The following is a 19,192-nucleotide window of genomic DNA, read 5'->3' on the forward strand; positions in this document are numbered from 1 at the left end:
CGAGCCTCCGCCACTGATATTACCGCAAGGCCAGCGGGCCGGCTCAGCCGGGCTGCACGTCTGCCGCGCGCGGCGTGCTGTGCAGCAGATATTCGCGCGTCGCCACCTGCTCGGCCTCGAAAGCCTGGCGCATGGCCGCCAATACCGCCGGGGCTTCGGCGGTGTGGGTAAAGGCGATGACCCCCGGCCCGGCGCCGCTCAGGCAGGCGGCTGCGCCCAGGCGCTGGGCTGCCGCCAGCGCGGCGGCGGCCCCCGGCAACAGCGCCAGACGGTGCGCCTGGTGCAAGCGGTCTTGCATCGCCTCCGCCAGGGCGGCCAGATCGCCCTGGGCCAACGCCGCCTGCAGGGCCAGCGCCTGGCCTATATTGAACACCGCATCCTCCAGCGCCACGCGGCGCGGCAAGGCCGCTCGCGCCGCACGCGTACTCAGGCGAATGCGTGGCAAGACGTACACGGCCTGCCACGCCGCGCAGGGCAACGGGAGCGCGGTGGTGCGCCAATCCGTGTGCTTCACCAGCACCAGGCCGCCATACAACGCCGCGGCCAGGTTGTCCGCATGGCCTTCCAGCTCAGCGCCCAGACGCAGGATCAATTCAGGCTTGAGCGGCGCGCCCAACAGGGCATTGGCGCCCAGCAAGCCCGCCAGGCTGGCCGCCGCGCTGGACCCCAAACCTGAGCTGAGCGGAATGTGATTGTGGCAACGCAGGCGCAGGTTCTGCGGCGGCGGAGCGCTGACCTCGGCATACAAACGCTGCACGGCGCGCCATACCAGGTTGCGCCCGTCGCGCGGCAAACGCTCGGCACCCTCACCATCGACTTCGATCTGCAGCCCGTTGCCGCCGACCTCAAACTCGACCACGTTCCACAGGTCCAGCGCCAAGGCCAGACAATCGAAGGCCGGGCCCAAATTGGCCGTGCTGGCCGGCACCTGGATGCGTACATGCTGTGGGTTCATTCAGCGCTCACTCTCAGCACAGGTTACGCCAGATTCCCCAGCGCCTCTTCCAACGCGCCCAGCGCGGCGGGAATGCGCTGTGGTTCGGGCGTAGCACGGCTGATGCTCTCGGCGTCTTTGAGGCCGTGCCCGGTGCACACCGCCACCACACGGCGGCCACGCAGGTCCAGCCGCCCGGCGGCCACTTCGGCGGCCAGCCCGGCCAACCCGGCCGCGGAAGCCGGCTCCACCCAAACGCCTTCGGCCGCCAGGCGGCGTTGCATCGCCAGGATGTGCTCGTCTGCCGCTGCCACGATGCGCCCGCCAGACTCCTTGGCGGCCGCCAAGGCCTGCGGCCCGCGCGCCGGGTTGCCGATGCGAATGGCGGTCGCCACCGTTTCCGGCTGCGCGATCACCGTCCCGTGCACCAGCGGCGCGGCGCCGGCCGCCTGCACACCCAGCAGCGCCGGCACGCCAGACTGGTGGAGCTGGTGATATTGCTGAAACCCCTGCCAGTAGGCGGTGATGTTGCCGGCGTTGCCCACCGGCAGGCACAGCCAATCCGGTGCGGCGCCCAGTTGCTCCACAATCTCAAACGCGGCAGTCTTCTGGCCTTGCAAACGGAACGGGTTGAGCGAATTCACCAGGGCCAAGGGCTGGCGCTGGCAAATCTCCAATACCAAGGCCAGGGCATCATCGAACGAGCCTTGGATCTGCAATACTCGCGCGCCGTAGGCACGTGCGCCCGCCAGCTTGCCGGCGGCCACCTGGCCCTGCGGAATGAGCACATAGGCCGCCAGCCCGGCCCGCGCCGCATAGGCCGCGGCGCTGGCGGCGGTGTTGCCGGTGGAGGCGCAGATCACGGCGCGCATGCCGCGCCCGGCCGCCTCGCCCACTGCGGTGGTCATGCCGCGATCTTTGAAGGAGCCGGTGGGATTGAGGCCCTCGTACTTCACATAGAGTTCGAACCCGCCGCCCAGGTGTTCGGCCACCTGCGGCATTGGGATCAGCGGGGTGTCACCCTCACCCAGCGAAACCTGGCGGGTGTGGGCAGGCAGCTCCACCAAGGCCTGATAGCGTTCCAGTAAGGGTGGTTTCATTCGGACTCCAGTGTGATAAAGCCCAGCAAGCCTGCATAGGTCTTGGGGCCAATGCCGGCCACGTTTTGCAAGTCTTCCAACGCGGTGAACAAGCCATAGCGTTCACGATAGGCCACGATCGCCTGGGCCGTGGCCGGGCCGATGTTGGGCAGCTTTTGCAGATCCTGCAGAGTGGCTTCATTGATGTTGATCCACAGCGGCGCTTCGGTGGGCCAGGGGGTGCGCGTGACGGCCGTGACCGGAATCGATACGAACGAATAGGTCGGCGCAGCCTCCAGCTCGATGGCATGGCCGCGCGGCGGCGCCATCAGATAGGCCAGCAGCCCGGCCCCGGCCAAGCCGCACAACACGCCATACAGCAGCCACCAGGCGGGCGAGAGTGAGCGCGTGGGGGTCTCAGGCGGGGCCATACGCGTCGAATTATACGGTTGATCCTGCAGCCTCCGGCGCGCGGGCACGTATAATCCCCGCATGATCGGAACTTTGCTAAACATCGCCACCGTGCTGGTGGGCGGCATCATGGGCCTGCTGTTTGGGGCGCGCTTTCCCGAGCGCTTGCGCCAAACTGTAGTGGCCGGCCTGGGGCTCTTTACTCTGGCGATCGGGGCGCGCATGTCGCTGGATAGCCAAAACGTCATCCTGGTGTTGGTGAGCCTGCTGTGCGGCGGCATATTGGGCGAATGGCTGGTGCTGGAAGACCGCCTGGAAGCCCTGGGGGCTTGGCTGCAACAACGTTTCGCCGCCCAGGCTGAGGGCGGTACGACGCGCTTTGTGCGCGGCTTCCTGACGGCCTCTTTGGTCTTCTGTGTCGGGCCGATGACGATCCTGGGCTCGATCCAGGATGGGCTCACCGGAGATTACCGCCTGCTGGCGATCAAGGCGGTGTTGGATGGCTTCGCCGCGATGGTGTTCGCCTCCAGCCTGGGTGTAGGGGTGCTGTTCTCCACGTTGGTGATTCTGGTACTGCAGGGTGGCATCAGCCTGCTGGCGCAACAGGCCCAGGCCGTGTTCACCAGCGCCATGATCGCTGAGCTGAGCGCGGTAGGCGGGGTGCTGCTGCTCGGCGTGGCGATCAGCAGCCTGCTGGAGATCAAAAAGATCCGCGTGGCTAATTTTCTGCCCGCCTTGCTGATCGCCCCACTGCTCGTGGCCTTATTGGATGCGCTCGGGTGGAGCCTGACGCCTTAGCACTGAGCTAAAAGCAAAAAGAGTGCCTTGCGGCACTCTTTTTTTGTGTATATGAGTAAGAACAGCTTAGTTGCCGGTCTTGGCCAACTCCGCTTCGATCAGGTCCGCAAGCTGGGCAAAGGTCTTCTCGCCGCCCACGATCGTGTCGTTGATCACGAAGGCCGGGGTGCCCGTGATGCCCATAGAACGCGCTTCGTCCATCGCCGCTTGCATGGCGGCGGCGCCGCGCCCCTCGGCAATGCATTGCTGCAAGGCGTCACGGTCCATGCCTACGGCATCCGCCATCGAAAGCAGCCTGCCCTCGGCATACCCGCCGGCATTGCTATGCGAGAAATTGGCAAACAGCGTGTCGTGATACGGCCAGAAGGCATTTTGTTCGGCAGCGCAATACGCGGCCGCCGCTGAGCTATCCGAATCCGGCCCCAGGAAGCCCACCGGCTTGTAGGTGAAATAGACCGTGCCGGTATCGATGTAGCTGGCGATCAACTGATCTTCCGCACCCAGGTAGACGTTGTAGCAGTGCGGGCACTGAAAGTCTGCGAACTCGGTGATCTTCACCGGCGCGTTAGGGTCACCCAGGCTCATGCCATCCGGCTGCAGGTAGGTGCGCTCAGATGCGCTGCGGACGCGGCTGGCGTAAATAAGCAGGCCCGCAATCACTACGGCAATGATGCCGATGTACACAATCCCCTTCATTTGTCCGCGGCGCTCCGCACCACGGCGACGATCCAAGCGAGCTTGGCGTGCACTTCGATCCATCTCTTCTTCCTCCGAAAATTAACCGCCCAAGGGCGAGCTGGCCTCAGTGTAGCAGAATTTAACTCGCCGCCCTAGCGATGACTCCCAAATTCACGCAGGGTTAATCTGCTGCGATCTCAAGCTGATAGACCGGAAATGTTTCTTGCGTCAAACGGAAACCCAGCTTTTGATACAGCGCCAGCGAGGGCTGGTTGGTGTCTTGGGTGTTGACGGTGAGCCGGGCTTCCTGGCGCGCATGGGCATACTGCTGCAAATGGGTGGTGAGCGCCAGCGCCAGGCCGCGGCCTTGCTGCGCGGGATGAGTCGCCAGCCGCGCAAGGTGCAAACCCTGCGCACTGTGCGTACTGATCTGGTAGGCCACGATCTCGCCATCCTGCTCCAGCACGGTGGCAAAACCAGCCTGTTGGAAGGCATGCTCCAGCGCGCCCAACGGGTTCTGCCACAGGGGGGCAAAGGCGGCCTTATCCACCGAGTAGACCGCGGGCAAATCCTCAGCCCGCATGCGGCGGATGGCGGCATGCTGCGGCGCATCCAGGATCGTGGCGCTCACCGGCCAATCGAGCACCACCACATTCTGGGCGTGCACGAAGCCGCTGCTACGCAGGGGCGCAACGAACCATTCATTGAGCGGGATGGCGGCCGCCAACTGGGCGCCTCCGGCAGCCAACTGCGCCTGCGCCTGGGGCCACAAAGCATCCCAGGCTTGCTGGATCTCGATGCGGGTCACTACGGCGAACAGGCGCAGCCAGGCCAGGCCCGGCGGGTCTTGCGGGCAGGCCAGTGCGGCCAACAGCCGCCCGGAATCCTCGAGTACGAAGAAAGGAGATTGGCCCAGCCATTCCAGAGGACGCCGCCAGTCCAAGTGGCGGTGTACATGCGGTTCAAAGTGCAGCAGGTTGGCTAACCGGCTGCGATCCTCTTCAATTGCAGGGCGCAGGGTGAAGACGGCAGGAGCCATCGGGTGGATTATACCCGGCGGCGCACTTACGCCAGTGGGCGCTTAAGGATGTGTTCGAAGAACGCCTCTACGATCGCCGGGTCAAAATGCTTGCCGGATTCTTCGCGCAGATAATTTGCCACGCGGTCGGCATCCCAGGCCTCGCGATAGGGCCGGTTCGAGGTCAGCGCGTCCCACACATCTACGATGGCAAAGATGCGCGCCTCCAACGGAATTTCGCGCCCACTCAAGCCCTGCGGGTAGCCGCTGCCATCCCATTTTTCGTGATGGTAGGTGGGAATGGGCAGGGCGGGATGCAAAAATTGAATGGCGGAGAGCATCTCACCGGCATACACCGGGTGGCGACGCATGATCTCCCATTCGTCCGCATCCAGCGGGCCGGGCTTGCCGAGCACATTGTCTGGCACGCCCATCTTGCCAATATCATGCAGCAGCGCCCCGCGGCGCACATGCACGATCTCTTCCTCGGGCACGCCCAGGGCACGCGCCAGCAGCACGGTCATCTCGGTGACGCGCCGGCTGTGTTCGATGGTTTCCATGTCACGCAAGGACAGGGCGTGCGCCCAGCCTTCGATGGTGCGGTCATAGGCCTGGCGTAACTCCTGGTTGGAGCGCTGCAGATCGTTAAACAGGCTGGCATTGTCGATGGCGATGGCCGCCTGGCCGGCCAGGGTGAGCAGGAAATCGCGCCATTCTGCATCGCGCGGTTCGTTGCTGCGGTGGAACGTCTCCAGCACGCCGATCACGCGCCCCTTGGCGATCAGCGGCGCGGCGCAATAGCACACCACGCCCTCCGCCGCCGAAAGCGAACTGCGCGACCACAAGCTGTGCGCCGCGCTGAGATCGTTCTCGGCCACCAAGCTGCGCGTGCGCGCCGCCATGCCAGCCAGGCCATCACCAAAGCGCACTGCGGTGTGTTTGATTTCATCCGTGTGGAACCCGAGCCCGGCGGCATAGCGCAACACCTGGTCCTGATCCAACAGCAGGATCGCAGCGGCATCCACGCGTAATCCGGCGCTGCCCTGGCTCAAGATCATGTTCAAGGTGATCTTGAGATCGAGACTGGTGGCGATGGTATTGTCGATCTCGCGCAGGCTGCGCAAGTGCTGCAGGCGGCGCTCAGTCTGTTCGTACAAGCTGGCGCGGTGGATGGCGGCGCCGCCGATGTCGCAAATGGCGCTGAGCACGCGTACATCGCTTTGCTCTACATGCGCCTGGCGCCCCAAGCCCAGCGTGCCAATGACTTCGTTCTGGGCGGTGATGGGCACGATCACCAGGGACTGCGTGCGCTCCATGGTGGCGTTCAGATCCACCGTGGCCGGGTCTGGCTGGTGGCGAAATTGATTATTGAGATAGGCAGTAGCGCTGCTGACCACCTGGCTGGTGAGCCCCATGCCGGCCGGGATGCGCTGGCCGACGGGGAGATCCGGCCGGCCCTTGCCCATGGCGATCACATGATCGCCGCTTTCTGCTTCCACCAGGGTGATCGTGCCAACGACGGCATCCATCGAGACCATGGCCTGATCCAGGATGACGGGCAGGATCTCCTCTACCCGACGGGCCTGGCGCAGGCTGCTACTCACCGCGGCCACCGCTTCGATTTCGCGCTCGCGCTGCTTGCGCTCGGTAATATCGCGGAAGATCACCTGAGTAGCCGGGCCATCTTCAAATACAAAGGGGCTGCCGGTCACTTCCACATCAATCACGCGCCCATCGCGGCACAGAAATTTCTCTTCCAGCGCCATCTGGCTGCGCCCGGTGGCCACCTTGCGCATGCGCTCGTTGGCCATCTCGCGAAAATCGGGATGGACCAGATCGATCATCTGGCTACCGATCAGTGCATCGGGTGCGCCGGCGCCGAGGATCTGCACCGCAGCCGGATTGACGAAGACAATGCGGCCCTCCTGGTGCACCAGGATCGCATCGGGCATAAGGTCTACCAGGCTCTGATAGCGTTCGCGGCTCTCGCGTAGCAAGCGGTCAGCTTCATCGCGCTCGATGGCGTGGCGGATCGAACGCAGCAACAACTCCCCGCTGATCTGCCCCTTCACCAGGTAGTCTTGCGCGCCGTTGCGCACGGCGTGCAGCGCCATATCCACATCGTTCAAGCCGCTGAGGATGATGACGGTGAAAGCTTCGGCTTTTTCTTTGAAGCGCGCAAAGGTTTCAAAACCCTGGCTATCCGGCAGCCCAAGATCGAGCAGCACGGCATCCAGCGGCTTTTCGGGATCACCCAAGTATTGCAAGCCATCTTTGAGGGTGGCGGCATGCTCCATGCGTAGATCCGGCACGGAGACATCGCGCAGCATCTCCTGGATCAGCCGCGCGTCACCTAAGTTGTCTTCTACCAACAGCAGACGGATGGATTTGCGTTCAGTGGGTTTGATGGGCGGCAGCGAGCCCGTGGCAGACGGTGTCATAACTCCCCATACGGATGTGGGATGCTTTGAACAAATAGCGGATCAGGCGCCCATCCACACGATTGGATTTCTGCCACGTGTTTTGTGCAAACCATACAACATCACATCTTTGCTAGAACTACCGGATAGGCCGTTGCTGTGTTCGTTAAGAACACTTACAAGAGTGCAAGGTCAGTATAGAAGTACTATTGCTACTCTTGACTTACAGATTTGTTAGAAACGGAGTTGTAAGGTTATTTGATTAATGCGTTGAGTGTTTCCACCAACACACGTAGGCGTTCAACGGGGATGCTGCTCAAGCGCTGAGCCAGCTCAAGATAGTAATGATTGCTGGGGGCGGCCAGGAATTCTTGCAGATCACGCGGCAACTCATCAAACTCAGCCACGGCTTTGCTGCGCACGATCCATTCGCCCACCGGGCCACTGCTATCGGTAAAGTCATCCAGGGTATAGCCCAGGCTGGCGGCCAGGCTCTCGAGCTCAGGCAGCGGCACGGCGGTTTCGCCGCTTTCGTAGCGGCGAATCCGGCTGGGCGAGATGCCCGTGCGGTCAGAGAGTTCTTTCTGGCTCAGGCTCTTTTCGTTGCGCCCTTGGCGCAGCAGCGCCGCCACGGTGCGGTGGCGCAGGGCCAGCAAGCCTTCGGCCTGCAGGGTCTCGGCCGGCGAGACTTCCTGCGAGACGATGTCTTCGCTCCAGAAGTGCGCCAGCGGGATACGCAGGTAGAAGGCCAGCAGCTCCAGCTCCGGCAGGGACAGGGCGTTGGCGCCGCGCTCCACAGCACTCAGCGTGCCACTGGAGAGCCCGATCACATCAGCCACTTGCTTGAGTGATTTGCCGGCGGCCAGCCGCGCATCACGCAGCAAGACGCCGATGATCTTGGAGCGCAACTGGATTGCCTGGGTCTGACTCATAGCGGCATTATAGCAAAGCTAGCGCTCAGGGAACTGCGCCCCCGGCGGCATTCTCGATCACCCAGATGATATTGGCGCGATTGATCGCCAAAAAATCGCTGGTACTGAGCTGGCGCTCCCCGTGCACATCAAAGATGCGCACCTGAGTGATCGCCAGGAACGGATCCGTGGAGTTGAGCGCATCTTTGATGCGCTCATTCTCACGGGCATGCAAATTGCCGGCAATGCGGTTATGGATGGTTTGGATAATGACCGGGAATTGAAAGGTACTCGCTTGCGGTCTGAAGCCGCGCTCACGCGTTGGCAACATATCGATTTCCTCCGTGGGGAGAGAACGATGCAACTAGGGCATTGAATACCCTTCCCCGGAATGGGTAACTATCAATTCTGGTTGTTTGGGGTCCTTCTCCAGCTTTTGGCGCAGCCGCGAGATGCTGACCCACAGGATCTCTTTTTCATCCTTGTATTCTTCGCCCCACACATTGCGCAACAGATCCTCTGCGGTCAGGATGCGGCCGGCCGAATGGGCAAACTGCAGCAGCAGGCGGTACTCGGTAGCCGAGAGCGAGACCAGCTCGCCGTCCAGGCGCACCTCGGCCCGGGCAAAGTCAATTTGCAGGCTGCCGCGGCTGAACAGCGTTTCGCCGCTCTCCGGGGCGGCGGTTTGGGCCCGGCGCAATACGGCGCGCACCCGCGCCAGCATCTCCCCGGCGGAGAATGGCTTCACGATGTAATCATCCGCACCGAGGTTCAGGCCGCGAATGCGCTGGTCTTCCTCGCCGCGCGCCGTGAGCATGATGATCGGCACGTTGGAAAATTGGCGAATCCGTTCGCAGGCCTGAAAGCCATCCATCTCGGGCATCATCACATCCAGCAGCACCAGGTCAGGCTTGCCGTTGGCAGCCTGCTCCACGGCCTGCTTGCCGTCTTTGGCTTGCAAAATTTGGTAGCCTTCGGTCTGTAAGTTGGCTTCAATGAGGCGGATAAAGCGCGGTTCATCATCCACAATCAATATACGTTGGTTCATTTCAGCCCTCTCTATTTGGCATTGCGTGCGCGCGCGGCAGGCGAATGACAAACTCGGTCCCTTTCCCCTTCGGTTTTGCCAGACGGATCTCCCCTCCATGCGCCAGGACAATTTGCTTACATATATATAGCCCTAAACCGCTACCGCGCGCCAGTTCCTGGGTGGCCGGCACGCGGTAAAAGCGCTCGAAGATGCGCTCGCGGTGCGCCGCGGCCACCCCCGGGCCAGCATCGCGCACGGTGAGGGTAGCTTCGCTGGCGCTGAGCTCCAGGTGAATATGCAGTGGCCCCTGGTAGGCATATTTGGCGGCGTTGCTCACCAGGTTCTCCAGCACCTGCCCCAAGCGGCGCGCATCCCCTTCCATCAGGCCATCCTGCGAAGGCGGATGCCAGCGAATATCCAGCCCAGCGAAGCGCACGCGCAGGCGTTCGATGTTTTCTTCCAGCACGGCGGTCAGATCCATCGGGCGGAAATCAATATCCAGGTTGCCGCTTTGCAAGCGGGAGGAATCGAGCAGGTTGTCCACCAGCTCCACCAGGCGGTCGGCCTCTTCATCAATGATCGCCAGAAACTCCTGCTGCTCCTCAGGCGTCCAGCGCGCGTCGGGGCGCAGCAAGGTGGTGGAATAGCCCTTGATAAAACCCAGCGGGGTTTTGAGTTCGTGTGACACCGTGGCGATGAAATCGGATTGCAGTTGGCTCAGGCGGCGTTCCGCCTCCAGGCTGGCAATCCGTTCCACCAGGCGCTTGTGCTCCAGCACCTGGGTGACGTGGGCGGCAATGTATTGCGCCAGGTTGATCTGCGCCTTGGTGTACACCGGGCCGCCAAAGCGCACAAACACCAGCGCGCCGATGGCTTGGCCGCCGGCCAATAGCGGCAGGGCCAGGAAGAAGCGCTGCTGCAAGCGGTCAGGGTCGGCATCCAGCTCGGGCTGCGTCACCACCGTGCGCACCTCGCGGAAGGCGGCCAACCCGGCCGCCTCGCCCCAGGCCGAATCGGCCTCCGAGGAGCGCCCACGCCCGATGGCACGCGCAAAGGCTGCCTCCAGCACGCCGTTGGCTTCGTTCTGCAAATACAAGACGGCATTATCGAAAATAAAGACTGGCCGCGCCAGGCGCACAATTTCAGAGAGCGCTTTGTCTACATCCAGCGTCTCGGTGACGGCACGGCTAATCGCATATACCGCCTGTAGCTCATTGAGTGGAAGCGTATTCCGTGTTTGCTCGCTCATATCGCCCCAGTGATGGGCAGGCTAAACGAGAAGCGACTGCCCTTTCCTGGTAACGAATCAACCAGCAGTTTTGACCCGTGGCCTTCGACAATTCGTTTGGCCAGGGTCAGGCCGATGCCCGTACCGGCGTGCCGGCGGGTCGAGGAGCTATCCAGTTGGTGAAAAGGCTCAAAGATCTCGTGCATGCGCTCAGGCGCGATGCCTACACCGGTATCGGCCACCGCCAATTCGATACGTTGGCCCTGCTGGCGGGCATTGATATGCACGCGCCCGCCACGTACATTGAACTTGAGGGCATTATCGATGAGCTGACCGATGGCCCACTCCAGGCGGTTGCTGTCGGCCAGCGCGTGGGGCAGATCCGCGGCCACTTCCAGGGTCAGCTCGATCTGCTCATTTTCCGCACGGGCGCGGTACGGCTCCAGCAGTTGCGGCAGCAAGCTTTGCAGTTGCACCGGGCCGGTTTCCAGGTGCAGGGTTTCCACGGTGTCGAACGACAGGAACAGCAAATTATCGATCAGGCCGGCCAAGCGCTTGTACGATTTTTCGAGCACGTTGACCGCAGCACGCTGGTCCGCGCTCAACGTACCCAGCGCTTCGGCAGCCAGCAGATCAATATAGCCAACCATATGCGAAAGCGGCGTGCGCAGCTCATGCGAGACGTTGGAGATGAAGTCATTCTTCATCCGGTTGAGCTCGGTGAGTTTGTTGAGCGCCTCTTGCAATTCGGCCGTGCGCTCTTCCACGCGCTGCTCCAGAAACAAGTTGCTCTGGCGCAGCGCTTCTTGCAGGTGGGCGATCTGTTCGGTCACCGCCGCATCCAACTTGGCGCGATCGATCAGGCCCAGATCCACCAGAGCCTGCCCCAGCAGCACGCGCTGGCCCTGGGCGCGCATGCGTTTCTGGTAAGCCAGGGCCTGCTGTAGGTCGGCCTGGGTGAGCAGCCCCTTCTCCAGCAGGCTATCGCCCAGACGCGGCACCAGCACTTCGGGCGATAGCGGGCCTGTGCGGGAGATCGAAGGAATCATTGAATCGGAGTTCATCAGCCTCAACCTACGCGAGTGAGTAAAAGCAGCGTCAACTCACGGCGCAGCTGCATCTCTGTGCGAAAAGTATACATAACTGCTCCGCGCGTGTACAACCCTACCAAGCTCCCAGCATAAATATGGAAATTGGCCGGCTGCTTACGAGGAGCCTCACAAGGCCTAACGGTATAATTAAGGCTCTGACCAAGTTCTGAACAAAATTCTTCTTTTTCCCATGGATTGAAAGGTTTTTATGGCGAATAGTTCCATCAAGCCTGTAGATATTGGCGATCAAATGCGCTCGGCGTACCTCGATTACGCCATGAGCGTCATCGTTTCACGCGCCCTGCCCGATGCACGTGACGGCCTCAAGCCCGTGCACCGCCGCATTCTGTACGCCATGCTGGATATGGGCATTCGTTCCAATACCGCCTTCAAGAAATCCGCCCGTATCGTCGGTGAAGTGCTGGGTAAGTATCACCCGCATAGTGATGTAGCCATCTACGATGCCATGGCGCGTATGGCCCAGGATTTCTCGCTGCGCTATACCCTGGTCAGCGGCCAGGGCAACTTTGGCTCCATCGGTGGTGACCCCCCAGCGGCGATGCGTTACACCGAGGCGCGCCTGCACTCGATGGCCGAGGAACTGTTGGCCGATATCGACAAGGAAACCGTCGATTTCACCGATAACTTCGATAGCTCGCTCAAAGAGCCTACCGTCCTGCCCGCCCGCCTGCCGAATCTGCTGCTCAACGGCTCCTCCGGCATCGCCGTGGGCATGGCTACCAACATCCCGCCGCACAACCTGGGCGAGCTGGTGGGCGCACTGCAATACATGATCGATAACTACGAGAAGATGGATGACATCACCACCGAGGACCTGCGCCGCTTTGTCAAAGGCCCAGACTTCCCCACCGGTGCCATCATCGTGGGCGAAGAAGGCATCCGCGATCTGTACAGCAAGGGCAAGGGCCAGCTCATCGTGCGCGCCCGGGCCCGCATTGAAGAAGGCCGCCGCGGGCGCATGCGCATCGTGATCAGCGCCATCCCCTACCAGGTCAACATGACCAATCTGATCGAGCGCATCGCCGAGTTGGTGCGCGAAGGCCGCCTGGAAGGTATCGCCGACATGCGCGATGAGTCCGACCGCGAAGGCCTCAGCATCGTGCTGGAGCTCAAGGCCGGCGCGCAGCCCAAAATGGTGCTCAACCGCCTCTACAAATACACCCCGCTGCAATCCAGCTTTGCCGCGCAAATCCTGGCGCTGGTGGATGGCGAACCGCGCTTGCTCTCGCTCAAGCGTGCGCTGCAAATCTTCCTCGATCACCGTCAGGAAGTGATCACGCGCCGTAGCAAGTTTGAGCTGGCCAAGGCCGAGGCACGCGCTCACATCCTTGAAGGCTTGCTCACCGCGCTGGCCAACATTGATGATGTCATTCGCACCATTCGGGAAGCCAAAGACACTGAGATCGCCAAAGAGCGCTTGATGACGCGCTTCAAGCTGTCAGACAAGCAGGCCGTGGCCATCCTGGATATGCAGTTGCGCCGCCTGGCCGCGCTGGAACGCCAGAAGATCGAAGACGAATACAAGCAGATCCAAGAGCGCATTGCATATTTGAAAGACCTGCTCAAGCACCCCAAGAAGATTCTGACGCTGATCAAGAGCGATCTGGGGGAGCTGGCCGTAACCTATGGTGACGAACGCCGCACCGCGCTGGATGGCGAAGGCAAGGGCGACGTCAGCGAAGAAAGCCTGGTGGCGGATGAAGCCACCCTGGTGAGCATCACCAGCCTGGGCTACGTCAAGCGCGTGGCCGCCAAAGCCTTCCGCGCCCAGGGGCGCGGTGGCTCCGGCGTCAAGGGCCACGCCACCAAGAACGAAGACGAAGTGGTGCTGCTGGTGCCGGCGCGCACCTTGGATACGATCTTGTTCTTCTCCAATCGCGGCAAGGTGTATTCGGAGAAGGCCTACCGCATCCCCGAGGCGGAGCGCACCGCGCGTGGCACGCCGATCGTCAATATCCTCAGCGTGGGCCAAAACGAAACCATCACCGCGGCCATTGCGGTGCCCAGCTTCCAGGCGGTGGATTTCTGCATCGTCGCCACCCGCGACGGCAAGATCAAGCGCATGGAGCTCAGCGAATTCGAAAGCGTGCGCGCCTCAGGCCTGATCTGCATCAACCTCGAGAAGGATGACCAGTTGGGTTGGGCCGGTTTGGTGGGCGGCAAAGACTACATCATCCTGATCTCACGCAACGGCCAGGCCTTGCGCTTCGCGGTGGACAAGGTGCGCCCGATGGGCCGCCAGGCCGGCGGCCTGCGCGCCATCAAGATGAAGGCCGATGATCAACTGGCTAGCATGGAAGTGGTGGAACCCGGCGCCGACCTGCTGGTGATCAGCACGCTGGGCTACGGCAAACGCACGCCGCTGACCCAATACCCGGCCAAGGGCCGCGGCACCAGCGGCGTCCTCACCACAGACGTCAAAGCCTTCAAGGATATCGGGCCCATCGCCGCCGCCCGCGTAGTGCAAGAGGACGACGAAGTCACCATCATCTCGGCGGCCGGCGTGGTGTTGCGCACCGCGGTCAAGGCGATCAAACAGGCCAGCCGCGCCACACGCGGCGTGCGCATCATGCACGTGGCCCGCGAGGATAGCATCGCCACGCTGGCGCGCATTCCCGTAACCAACATCAACGCCGCGGCCGAGAGCGCCGCCGAACCCGCCGCGCCGGCGCCCGCAAAATCAGCCCCGGCCAAGGCCGCCCCCACCAAAGCCGCCCCGGCCAAGGCGGCAGGCAAGGCCAAAGCACCGGCCAAGAGCAAGAACGCCAAGCCAGCCAAGAAAGCGGCTACGAAGAAGAGCAGCAAAAAGTAAGCCTGCCCCTCACTTTTTAAAATAAGCCACCTGTTTGCACAATAAAACAGGTGGCTTATTTTTTGCAATCTTTGTATAACCCTGATAGGAACAGTTTCCGGCCTCATTCCCATGCAACGAACGATCTGGCTCCCCTGGCTCTTGCTGCTGTTGGCCGCGCTGGCCTGCAACTACCCGCGCACCACGCTCGGCCCCGCCGCGGCCGCCCCCAGCCCGGCGCTGGCTGCCGCCACGCCACAGGGTGCCGCGGCCCCGCCGCCTACGCTGCCGCCGACGCGTGACCCGAACACCCCGATCCTCACCCCTACGCCGGATGCGCCGCATACCCAACTCGCCCTGCGCAGCGAAGCCAGCCAATACACCGTGCAGCCCGGCGATTCGCTGAATGCGATTGCCGAGCGCATGGGCCTCAGCCTGCAGCAGTTGCTGGCAGTCAACGCCATCGCCAACCCGAATGCACTCAACGTCGGTCAGGTGATCAACATCCCCGCGCAGGAGATCAGCAGCCTCGGGCCGGATTTCAAGCTCATCCCTGATTCGGAGCTGGTCAACGGCCCCTATGCCATCGTCTTCAACGTTGCCGATTTCGTCAACAACCAGCCAGGCTACCTCAAACAGCATCAGGAGCAGGTGGACCAGCAGTTTCTCAGCGGCGCGGCGATCGTGCAACGCGTGGCTAACGAATACTCGGTGAACCCCAAGTTGCTGCTGGCCCTGCTGGAGTATCACAGTGCCTGGCTGAGCAACCCCAGCCCCAACGGCGCCAGCCTCAGCTTCCCGATGGGCAAGCAAGATGCCTGGCGCAGTGGCCTATACCTGCAGCTCTCTTGGGCGGCAGATAATCTCAACAAGGGCTATTACGATTGGCGCGCCGGCCAGGTGACCGCCTGGCGCACGCAGGATGGCGTAGCCATTCCGCCCCACCCCAGCATCAATGCCGGCACGGCTGCGCTGCAGAACCTGTTGGCGCTGATGCACGCCGAACCTGCCTGGCGCAGCGCGGTGAGCGAGGCGGGCTTCTTCCAAACCTATCTGCGCCTGTATGGCTACCCCTTCGATTACGCCATCGAACCCGTGCTGCCTGCCGGGCTCAGCCAACCAGCGCTGCAGCTACCCTTTGAGCCCGGCGTGCGCTGGGTCTTCTCGGGTGGCCCGCACGGGGGCTGGGGCAACGGCTCCGCCTGGGCGGCGCTCGATTTCGCCCCCAGTGCCGAGATCAGCGGCTGCAATGCCAGCAACGATTGGATCGTGGCCGCCGCAGACGGCTTGATCGTGCGCGCCGATAACGGCGCCGTGGTGCAAGACCTGGATGGCGACGGCTACGAGCAAACCGGCTGGACGCTGCTCTACATGCACATCGCTCCGCACGATCGCGTGGCGGCGGGCACTTACCTGCGCGCCGGCCAACGCATCGGCCACCCCTCGTGCGAAGGCGGCGTGGCCACCGCCACCCATTTGCACATTGCCCGTCGCTATAATGGCGAGTGGATCCCGGCTGCCGGCAACCTGCCCTTTACCCTCGAGGGCTGGGTCTCGGTGAGCAACGGCTTGCTCTACGATGGCAGCCTGCTGCGCGATGGCGTGCAGGTGGATGCCTGCGAATGCCGTTTCCCCGCCAATATGGTGCAGCGTTAGCCATGACTTCACGAATGCTACGACTCCTCGTCCTCAGCCTGGCGCTGGCGGGCGCCAGCCTGATGTGCAGCAGCGGGTACATCACCCCGCAGAGCCTGCGCGCCACGCAGGATCTGCTGGCCCAGCTTAGCGCCACCGCCAGCGCCTTCGTGCCCTCGGCCACGCCAACCGAGCTGCCCAGCCTGACCCCAAGTTTGCGCGCCACCGCCAGCCCCAGCCCCACCCCGCAAGAGAGCCCTTCGCCGGCGCCGCCGTTCATCTACACGGCGCAATCCGGCGATACGCTGGCGGCGCTGGCGGTGCGCTTTGGCGTCGACCCCGGCCAGATCGCCTCGCCGCGGGATATTCCCAGCGGGTTGATCCCCCCCGGCCAGATCTTCACCATTCCGCATGCCGTCGGCATCACCACGCCCAATGACAAACTCGTGCCGGATAGCGAAGTGGTTTACTCGCCCTCGGCCAGCGGCTTTGACCCGCAGGCCTATAGCGATCCCTTTGCCGGCTACATGAGCACGTATCGCGAATACCTACCCTCCGCGTGGTACAGCGGGGCCGGCGTGGTGCTGCGCGTAGCGCAGGAGAATTCGCTCAACCCGCGCCTGCTGCTCTCCATCCTGCAATACCAGAGCAATTGGGTGCTGGGCCAACCCACCAACAACAGCGCCATCGATTTCCCGATTGGCTACCGCCTGCCGCAGGCCCACGGCCTGTACCAGCAACTCACCTGGGTAGCCAAGCAGCTCTCCACTGGCTACTACGGCTGGCGCGAAGGCCGCCTCACCGAGATCAGCTTTCGCGACGGGGTGCGCATGCGTATCGCCCCGGAGCTGAATGCGGGCAGTGTCGCCATTCAGTATCTGTTCGCCCAACTGTATGACTACGAAGAATGGCTAGATGTCATCAACCGCCATACCGGCTATCCCTTCACCCACGCTTCGATGTTTCCGGATCCCTGGGTGCGCGCTGCCCAGATCGAGCCGCTGTTTCCGCCAGCGCTCTCGCAACCCGCGCTCAGCCTGCCCTTCCTCGAGCGCCAGGTGTGGTATTTCACCGCCGGGCCGCACGGCGCCTGGGAGCGCGAAGGCTCGTGGGCCGCTCTGGATTTTGCGCCCAGCAGCAGCCAGCCCGGGTGCGTGGCCTCGACCCACTGGGTCACCGCCGCCGCCCCGGGCCTGGTGGTGCGCACCAGCCCCGGGGTGATCGTGGTAGATATGGATGCGGATGGGGATGAGCAGACCGGCTGGGTGATCCTCTACCTGCATGTGATCGGCGACAGCACTCCGGCCGAAGGCACCTGGCTGGATCGTGGCGACCGCCTCGGCCACCCTTCATGCGAAGGCGGCGCGGCCACCGCCACGCATGTACATCTGGCGCGCAAGTACAACGGCGAATGGATTGGCGGCGGCGGGGCACTGCCCTTCGTGCTCAGCGGCTGGACGGTAGAATACGGGGCAGACGCCTATCTGGGCAACCTGACCCGTGATGGGCGCGTGGTGGTGGCGTGCACTTGCAGCGGCAAGGATAGCCAGATCACCCTCAGCAGTGATGACCCCTACTAAGCAGCCCCTCTCCTTACTCGCCAGCCTATGGCTGTGCGGCTGCCTGCTGGCGGCCTGCCGCCCCCAACCCGCCCCCACGCAAACCGCCGCCGCCACCGCGGATGCTAGCATCGCCCAGGTGAGTACCGCCCAGGTAGCCATCCTCACCCCTGAGCTCACCGCTACGCCGCCGCCGGCGCGCCCGCTGTACGATCCCGGTACGCTGGTGGACTACACCGCCCAAACCGGCGATAACCTGATTGCCCTGGCAGCCCGCTTCAATACCACGGTGCGCGAGATCCGCGCCGCCAACCCGATCATCCCCGATACGGCTACGACGATGCCCGCCGGCTTTCCAATGAAGATTCCGGTCTATTACCGCACCTATTGGGGCTCGCAATTTCAAATTCTGCCTGACAGCTTGTATGTCAATGGCCCGGCCCAGCTGGATTTTGACACCCACGCCTTTGTGGCCGCCCAGCCCGGCTGGCTGAAGAACTACCGCGAATACGCCGCCGGCCAGCACCGCGATGGCGCCGGCCTGGTGGATCTGGTGGCGCAAAATTTCAGCGTCAGCCCGCGCCTGCTGCTGGCCCTGCTCGAATACCAGGCCGGAGCGCTAAGCCAACCCGTGCTCGACGATGCCATCGGCCCCTACATGTTGGGCTATGAACACCAGTTTCACCGTGGCGTCTATTTGCAACTGGTGTGGGCCGCCAACACCCTCAATAATGCCTACTACCAATGGCGCAATGGCAAGCTGATCGAGTTTGATCGCCCGGATGGCACGATCTACCGCCCTGACCCCTGGCAGAACGCAGCCAGCGTCAGCCTGCAGGAATTCTTTAACACCACATTGCCACAAGCAGATTTTGCCACGGCCATCGGCCCACAGGGCTTTATCCAAACCTATACCGATCTATTCGGTGACCCCTGGGCAGCGGATGAGCCGCACATCCCCGGCAGCTTGCTACAACCCGAATTACGCTTGCCCAGCCCACCGGGCGAGCTATGGTCCTACACCGGTGGCCCACACACGGGGTGGGGCACTGGCAATCCCTGGGCCGCGCTGGATTTTGCCCCGGGCAGCGAGACGCGGGGCTGCGTTAGCACCACCTCATGGGCGCTGGCGATGGCGGATGGCTTGGTGGTGCGCTCGGAGCCGGGCACGGTTGTGCTGGACTTGGATGGCGATGGCGATGAGCGCACCGGCTGGGTGCTGTTCTACCTGCACCTGGCCACCAACGGGCGGGCGGCGGCCGGGCAGCAAGTGCAAGCCGGCTGGCCGCTGGGCCACCCCTCGTGCGAGGGCGGCTCGGCCACCGGTACGCATGTGCATATTGCGCGTAAGTACAACGGGGAGTGGATCGAAGCGGCCGGCGCGCTGCCGTTTGTAATGGAAGGCTGGACGGCGGGGGAAGGCAGCGGCGGCAGCTACACCGGCACGCTTACCCGCCTGGGCCAGGTGGTGCGGGCGTGCACCTGCTCAGATGCCGCCAGCAGCATTGTTTCGCGGGCGGCCATCGTGCCGTTTCCTACGCTGCAAATGCTGCCGAGCGAGACGGCCGCGCCCAATCCCTAACCTGCT

General features: G+C 63.0%; 16 protein-coding genes. 5 read left to right on the forward strand and 11 right to left on the reverse strand.

Annotated features, from left to right (window positions below):
- Nucleotides 1–43: 43 nt before the first annotated feature.
- From thrB to KF821_04805, 3 genes are read right to left on the reverse strand one after another with little or no spacing between them, the layout of a single operon-like run.
- Complete coding sequence (gene thrB / locus KF821_04795; protein ID MBX3005131.1) at nucleotides 44–955, reverse strand: homoserine kinase; 912 nt, start codon at nucleotides 953–955, stop codon at nucleotides 44–46.
- Between the two features lie 23 nt (nucleotides 956–978).
- A complete protein-coding gene (locus KF821_04800) occupies nucleotides 979–2,034 on the reverse strand; it encodes a threonine synthase (GenBank protein MBX3005132.1) in 1,056 nt (351 codons plus the stop codon).
- Nucleotides 2,031–2,444, reverse strand: a complete 414-nt coding sequence (locus KF821_04805) for a ComEA family DNA-binding protein (protein MBX3005133.1) — start codon at nucleotides 2,442–2,444, stop codon at nucleotides 2,031–2,033. The genes KF821_04800 and KF821_04805 overlap by 4 nt, the downstream gene beginning before the upstream one ends.
- Before the next feature lie 61 nt (nucleotides 2,445–2,505).
- Here KF821_04805 and KF821_04810 point away from each other — a divergent pair, with 61 nt between their 5' ends.
- On the forward strand, nucleotides 2,506–3,222 hold the full coding sequence (locus KF821_04810; GenBank protein ID MBX3005134.1) for a DUF554 domain-containing protein: 717 nt from the start codon (nucleotides 2,506–2,508) through the stop codon (nucleotides 3,220–3,222).
- Between the two features lie 66 nt (nucleotides 3,223–3,288).
- Here the strand turns inward: KF821_04810 and KF821_04815 are convergent, their stop codons facing one another.
- The 8 genes from KF821_04815 to KF821_04850 all read right to left on the reverse strand — a co-directional run bounded on the left by KF821_04815 (nucleotide 3,289) and on the right by KF821_04850 (nucleotide 11,571).
- The gene (locus KF821_04815) at nucleotides 3,289–3,981 is read right to left on the reverse strand and encodes a DsbA family protein (protein ID MBX3005135.1); all 693 of its coding nucleotides are present in this window, start codon (nucleotides 3,979–3,981) and stop codon (nucleotides 3,289–3,291) included.
- A 100-nt stretch (nucleotides 3,982–4,081) separates the two neighbouring features.
- Nucleotides 4,082–4,939 (reverse strand): GNAT family N-acetyltransferase, encoded by an 858-nt coding sequence (locus KF821_04820; protein MBX3005136.1) that lies wholly within the window; start codon nucleotides 4,937–4,939, stop codon nucleotides 4,082–4,084.
- Between the two features lie 26 nt (nucleotides 4,940–4,965).
- Complete coding sequence (locus KF821_04825; protein MBX3005137.1) at nucleotides 4,966–7,359, reverse strand: GAF domain-containing protein; 2,394 nt, start codon at nucleotides 7,357–7,359, stop codon at nucleotides 4,966–4,968.
- A 233-nt stretch (nucleotides 7,360–7,592) separates the two neighbouring features.
- Nucleotides 7,593–8,270, reverse strand: coding sequence for a helix-turn-helix domain-containing protein (locus KF821_04830; protein MBX3005138.1), 678 nt, complete (start codon nucleotides 8,268–8,270; stop codon nucleotides 7,593–7,595).
- A gap of 25 nt (nucleotides 8,271–8,295) precedes the next feature.
- Nucleotides 8,296–8,580, reverse strand: coding sequence for a hypothetical protein (locus tag KF821_04835; GenBank protein MBX3005139.1), 285 nt, complete (start codon nucleotides 8,578–8,580; stop codon nucleotides 8,296–8,298).
- Between the two features lie 33 nt (nucleotides 8,581–8,613).
- Entirely contained in the window at nucleotides 8,614–9,297 is a 684-nt protein-coding gene (locus tag KF821_04840) for a response regulator transcription factor (GenBank protein MBX3005140.1), read from the reverse strand.
- Nucleotide 9,298: 1 nt separating this feature from the next.
- Nucleotides 9,299–10,528, reverse strand: a complete 1,230-nt coding sequence (locus KF821_04845; GenBank protein ID MBX3005141.1) for a GAF domain-containing protein — start codon at nucleotides 10,526–10,528, stop codon at nucleotides 9,299–9,301.
- Nucleotides 10,525–11,571, reverse strand: a complete 1,047-nt coding sequence (locus tag KF821_04850) for a hypothetical protein (GenBank protein MBX3005142.1) — start codon at nucleotides 11,569–11,571, stop codon at nucleotides 10,525–10,527. Before KF821_04850 ends, KF821_04845 begins: the two co-directional genes overlap by 4 nt.
- A gap of 235 nt (nucleotides 11,572–11,806) precedes the next feature.
- On the opposite strand from KF821_04850, the gene gyrA reads away from it, so the two are divergent.
- The 4 genes from gyrA (at nucleotide 11,807) to KF821_04870 (ending at nucleotide 19,186) form a co-directional block, all read left to right on the forward strand.
- Nucleotides 11,807–14,431, forward strand: coding sequence for a DNA gyrase subunit A (gene gyrA / locus KF821_04855; GenBank protein ID MBX3005143.1), 2,625 nt, complete (start codon nucleotides 11,807–11,809; stop codon nucleotides 14,429–14,431).
- Nucleotides 14,432–14,542: 111 nt separating this feature from the next.
- Nucleotides 14,543–16,066 (forward strand): LysM peptidoglycan-binding domain-containing protein, encoded by a 1,524-nt coding sequence (locus KF821_04860; protein ID MBX3005144.1) that lies wholly within the window; start codon nucleotides 14,543–14,545, stop codon nucleotides 16,064–16,066.
- Nucleotides 16,067–16,068: 2 nt separating this feature from the next.
- Nucleotides 16,069–17,625 (forward strand): LysM peptidoglycan-binding domain-containing protein, encoded by a 1,557-nt coding sequence (locus KF821_04865; protein MBX3005145.1) that lies wholly within the window; start codon nucleotides 16,069–16,071, stop codon nucleotides 17,623–17,625.
- The gene (locus KF821_04870) at nucleotides 17,612–19,186 is read left to right on the forward strand and encodes a LysM peptidoglycan-binding domain-containing protein (protein ID MBX3005146.1); all 1,575 of its coding nucleotides are present in this window, start codon (nucleotides 17,612–17,614) and stop codon (nucleotides 19,184–19,186) included. Before KF821_04865 ends, KF821_04870 begins: the two co-directional genes overlap by 14 nt.
- The last annotated feature ends 6 nt before the right edge of the window (nucleotides 19,187–19,192 follow it).

The organism is Anaerolineales bacterium (assembly GCA_019637755.1).
Lineage (GTDB): Bacteria > Chloroflexota > Anaerolineae > Anaerolineales > UBA11579 > JAMCZK01.

Excerpts from the sequence above, each read along its gene's own strand:
- KF821_04870 (MBX3005146.1), top strand. The coding sequence starts at position 17,612 with ATGACCCCTACTAAGCAGCCCCTCTCCTTACTCGCCAGCCTATGGCTG.
- KF821_04845 (MBX3005141.1), bottom strand. The coding sequence starts at position 10,528 with ATGAGCGAGCAAACACGGAATACGCTTCCACTCAATGAGCTACAGGCG.
- gyrA (MBX3005143.1), top strand. The coding sequence starts at position 11,807 with ATGGCGAATAGTTCCATCAAGCCTGTAGATATTGGCGATCAAATGCGC.
- thrB (MBX3005131.1), bottom strand. The coding sequence starts at position 955 with ATGAACCCACAGCATGTACGCATCCAGGTGCCGGCCAGCACGGCCAAT.
- KF821_04830 (MBX3005138.1), bottom strand. The coding sequence starts at position 8,270 with ATGAGTCAGACCCAGGCAATCCAGTTGCGCTCCAAGATCATCGGCGTC.
- KF821_04865 (MBX3005145.1), top strand. The coding sequence starts at position 16,069 with ATGACTTCACGAATGCTACGACTCCTCGTCCTCAGCCTGGCGCTGGCG.
- KF821_04805 (MBX3005133.1), bottom strand. The coding sequence starts at position 2,444 with ATGGCCCCGCCTGAGACCCCCACGCGCTCACTCTCGCCCGCCTGGTGG.
- KF821_04860 (MBX3005144.1), top strand. The coding sequence starts at position 14,543 with ATGCAACGAACGATCTGGCTCCCCTGGCTCTTGCTGCTGTTGGCCGCG.
- KF821_04840 (MBX3005140.1), bottom strand. The coding sequence starts at position 9,297 with ATGAACCAACGTATATTGATTGTGGATGATGAACCGCGCTTTATCCGC.
- KF821_04825 (MBX3005137.1), bottom strand. The coding sequence starts at position 7,359 with ATGACACCGTCTGCCACGGGCTCGCTGCCGCCCATCAAACCCACTGAA.
- KF821_04815 (MBX3005135.1), bottom strand. The coding sequence starts at position 3,981 with ATGGATCGAAGTGCACGCCAAGCTCGCTTGGATCGTCGCCGTGGTGCG.
- KF821_04835 (MBX3005139.1), bottom strand. The coding sequence starts at position 8,580 with ATGTTGCCAACGCGTGAGCGCGGCTTCAGACCGCAAGCGAGTACCTTT.
- KF821_04820 (MBX3005136.1), bottom strand. The coding sequence starts at position 4,939 with ATGGCTCCTGCCGTCTTCACCCTGCGCCCTGCAATTGAAGAGGATCGC.
- KF821_04850 (MBX3005142.1), bottom strand. The coding sequence starts at position 11,571 with ATGAACTCCGATTCAATGATTCCTTCGATCTCCCGCACAGGCCCGCTA.
- KF821_04810 (MBX3005134.1), top strand. The coding sequence starts at position 2,506 with ATGATCGGAACTTTGCTAAACATCGCCACCGTGCTGGTGGGCGGCATC.
- KF821_04800 (MBX3005132.1), bottom strand. The coding sequence starts at position 2,034 with ATGAAACCACCCTTACTGGAACGCTATCAGGCCTTGGTGGAGCTGCCT.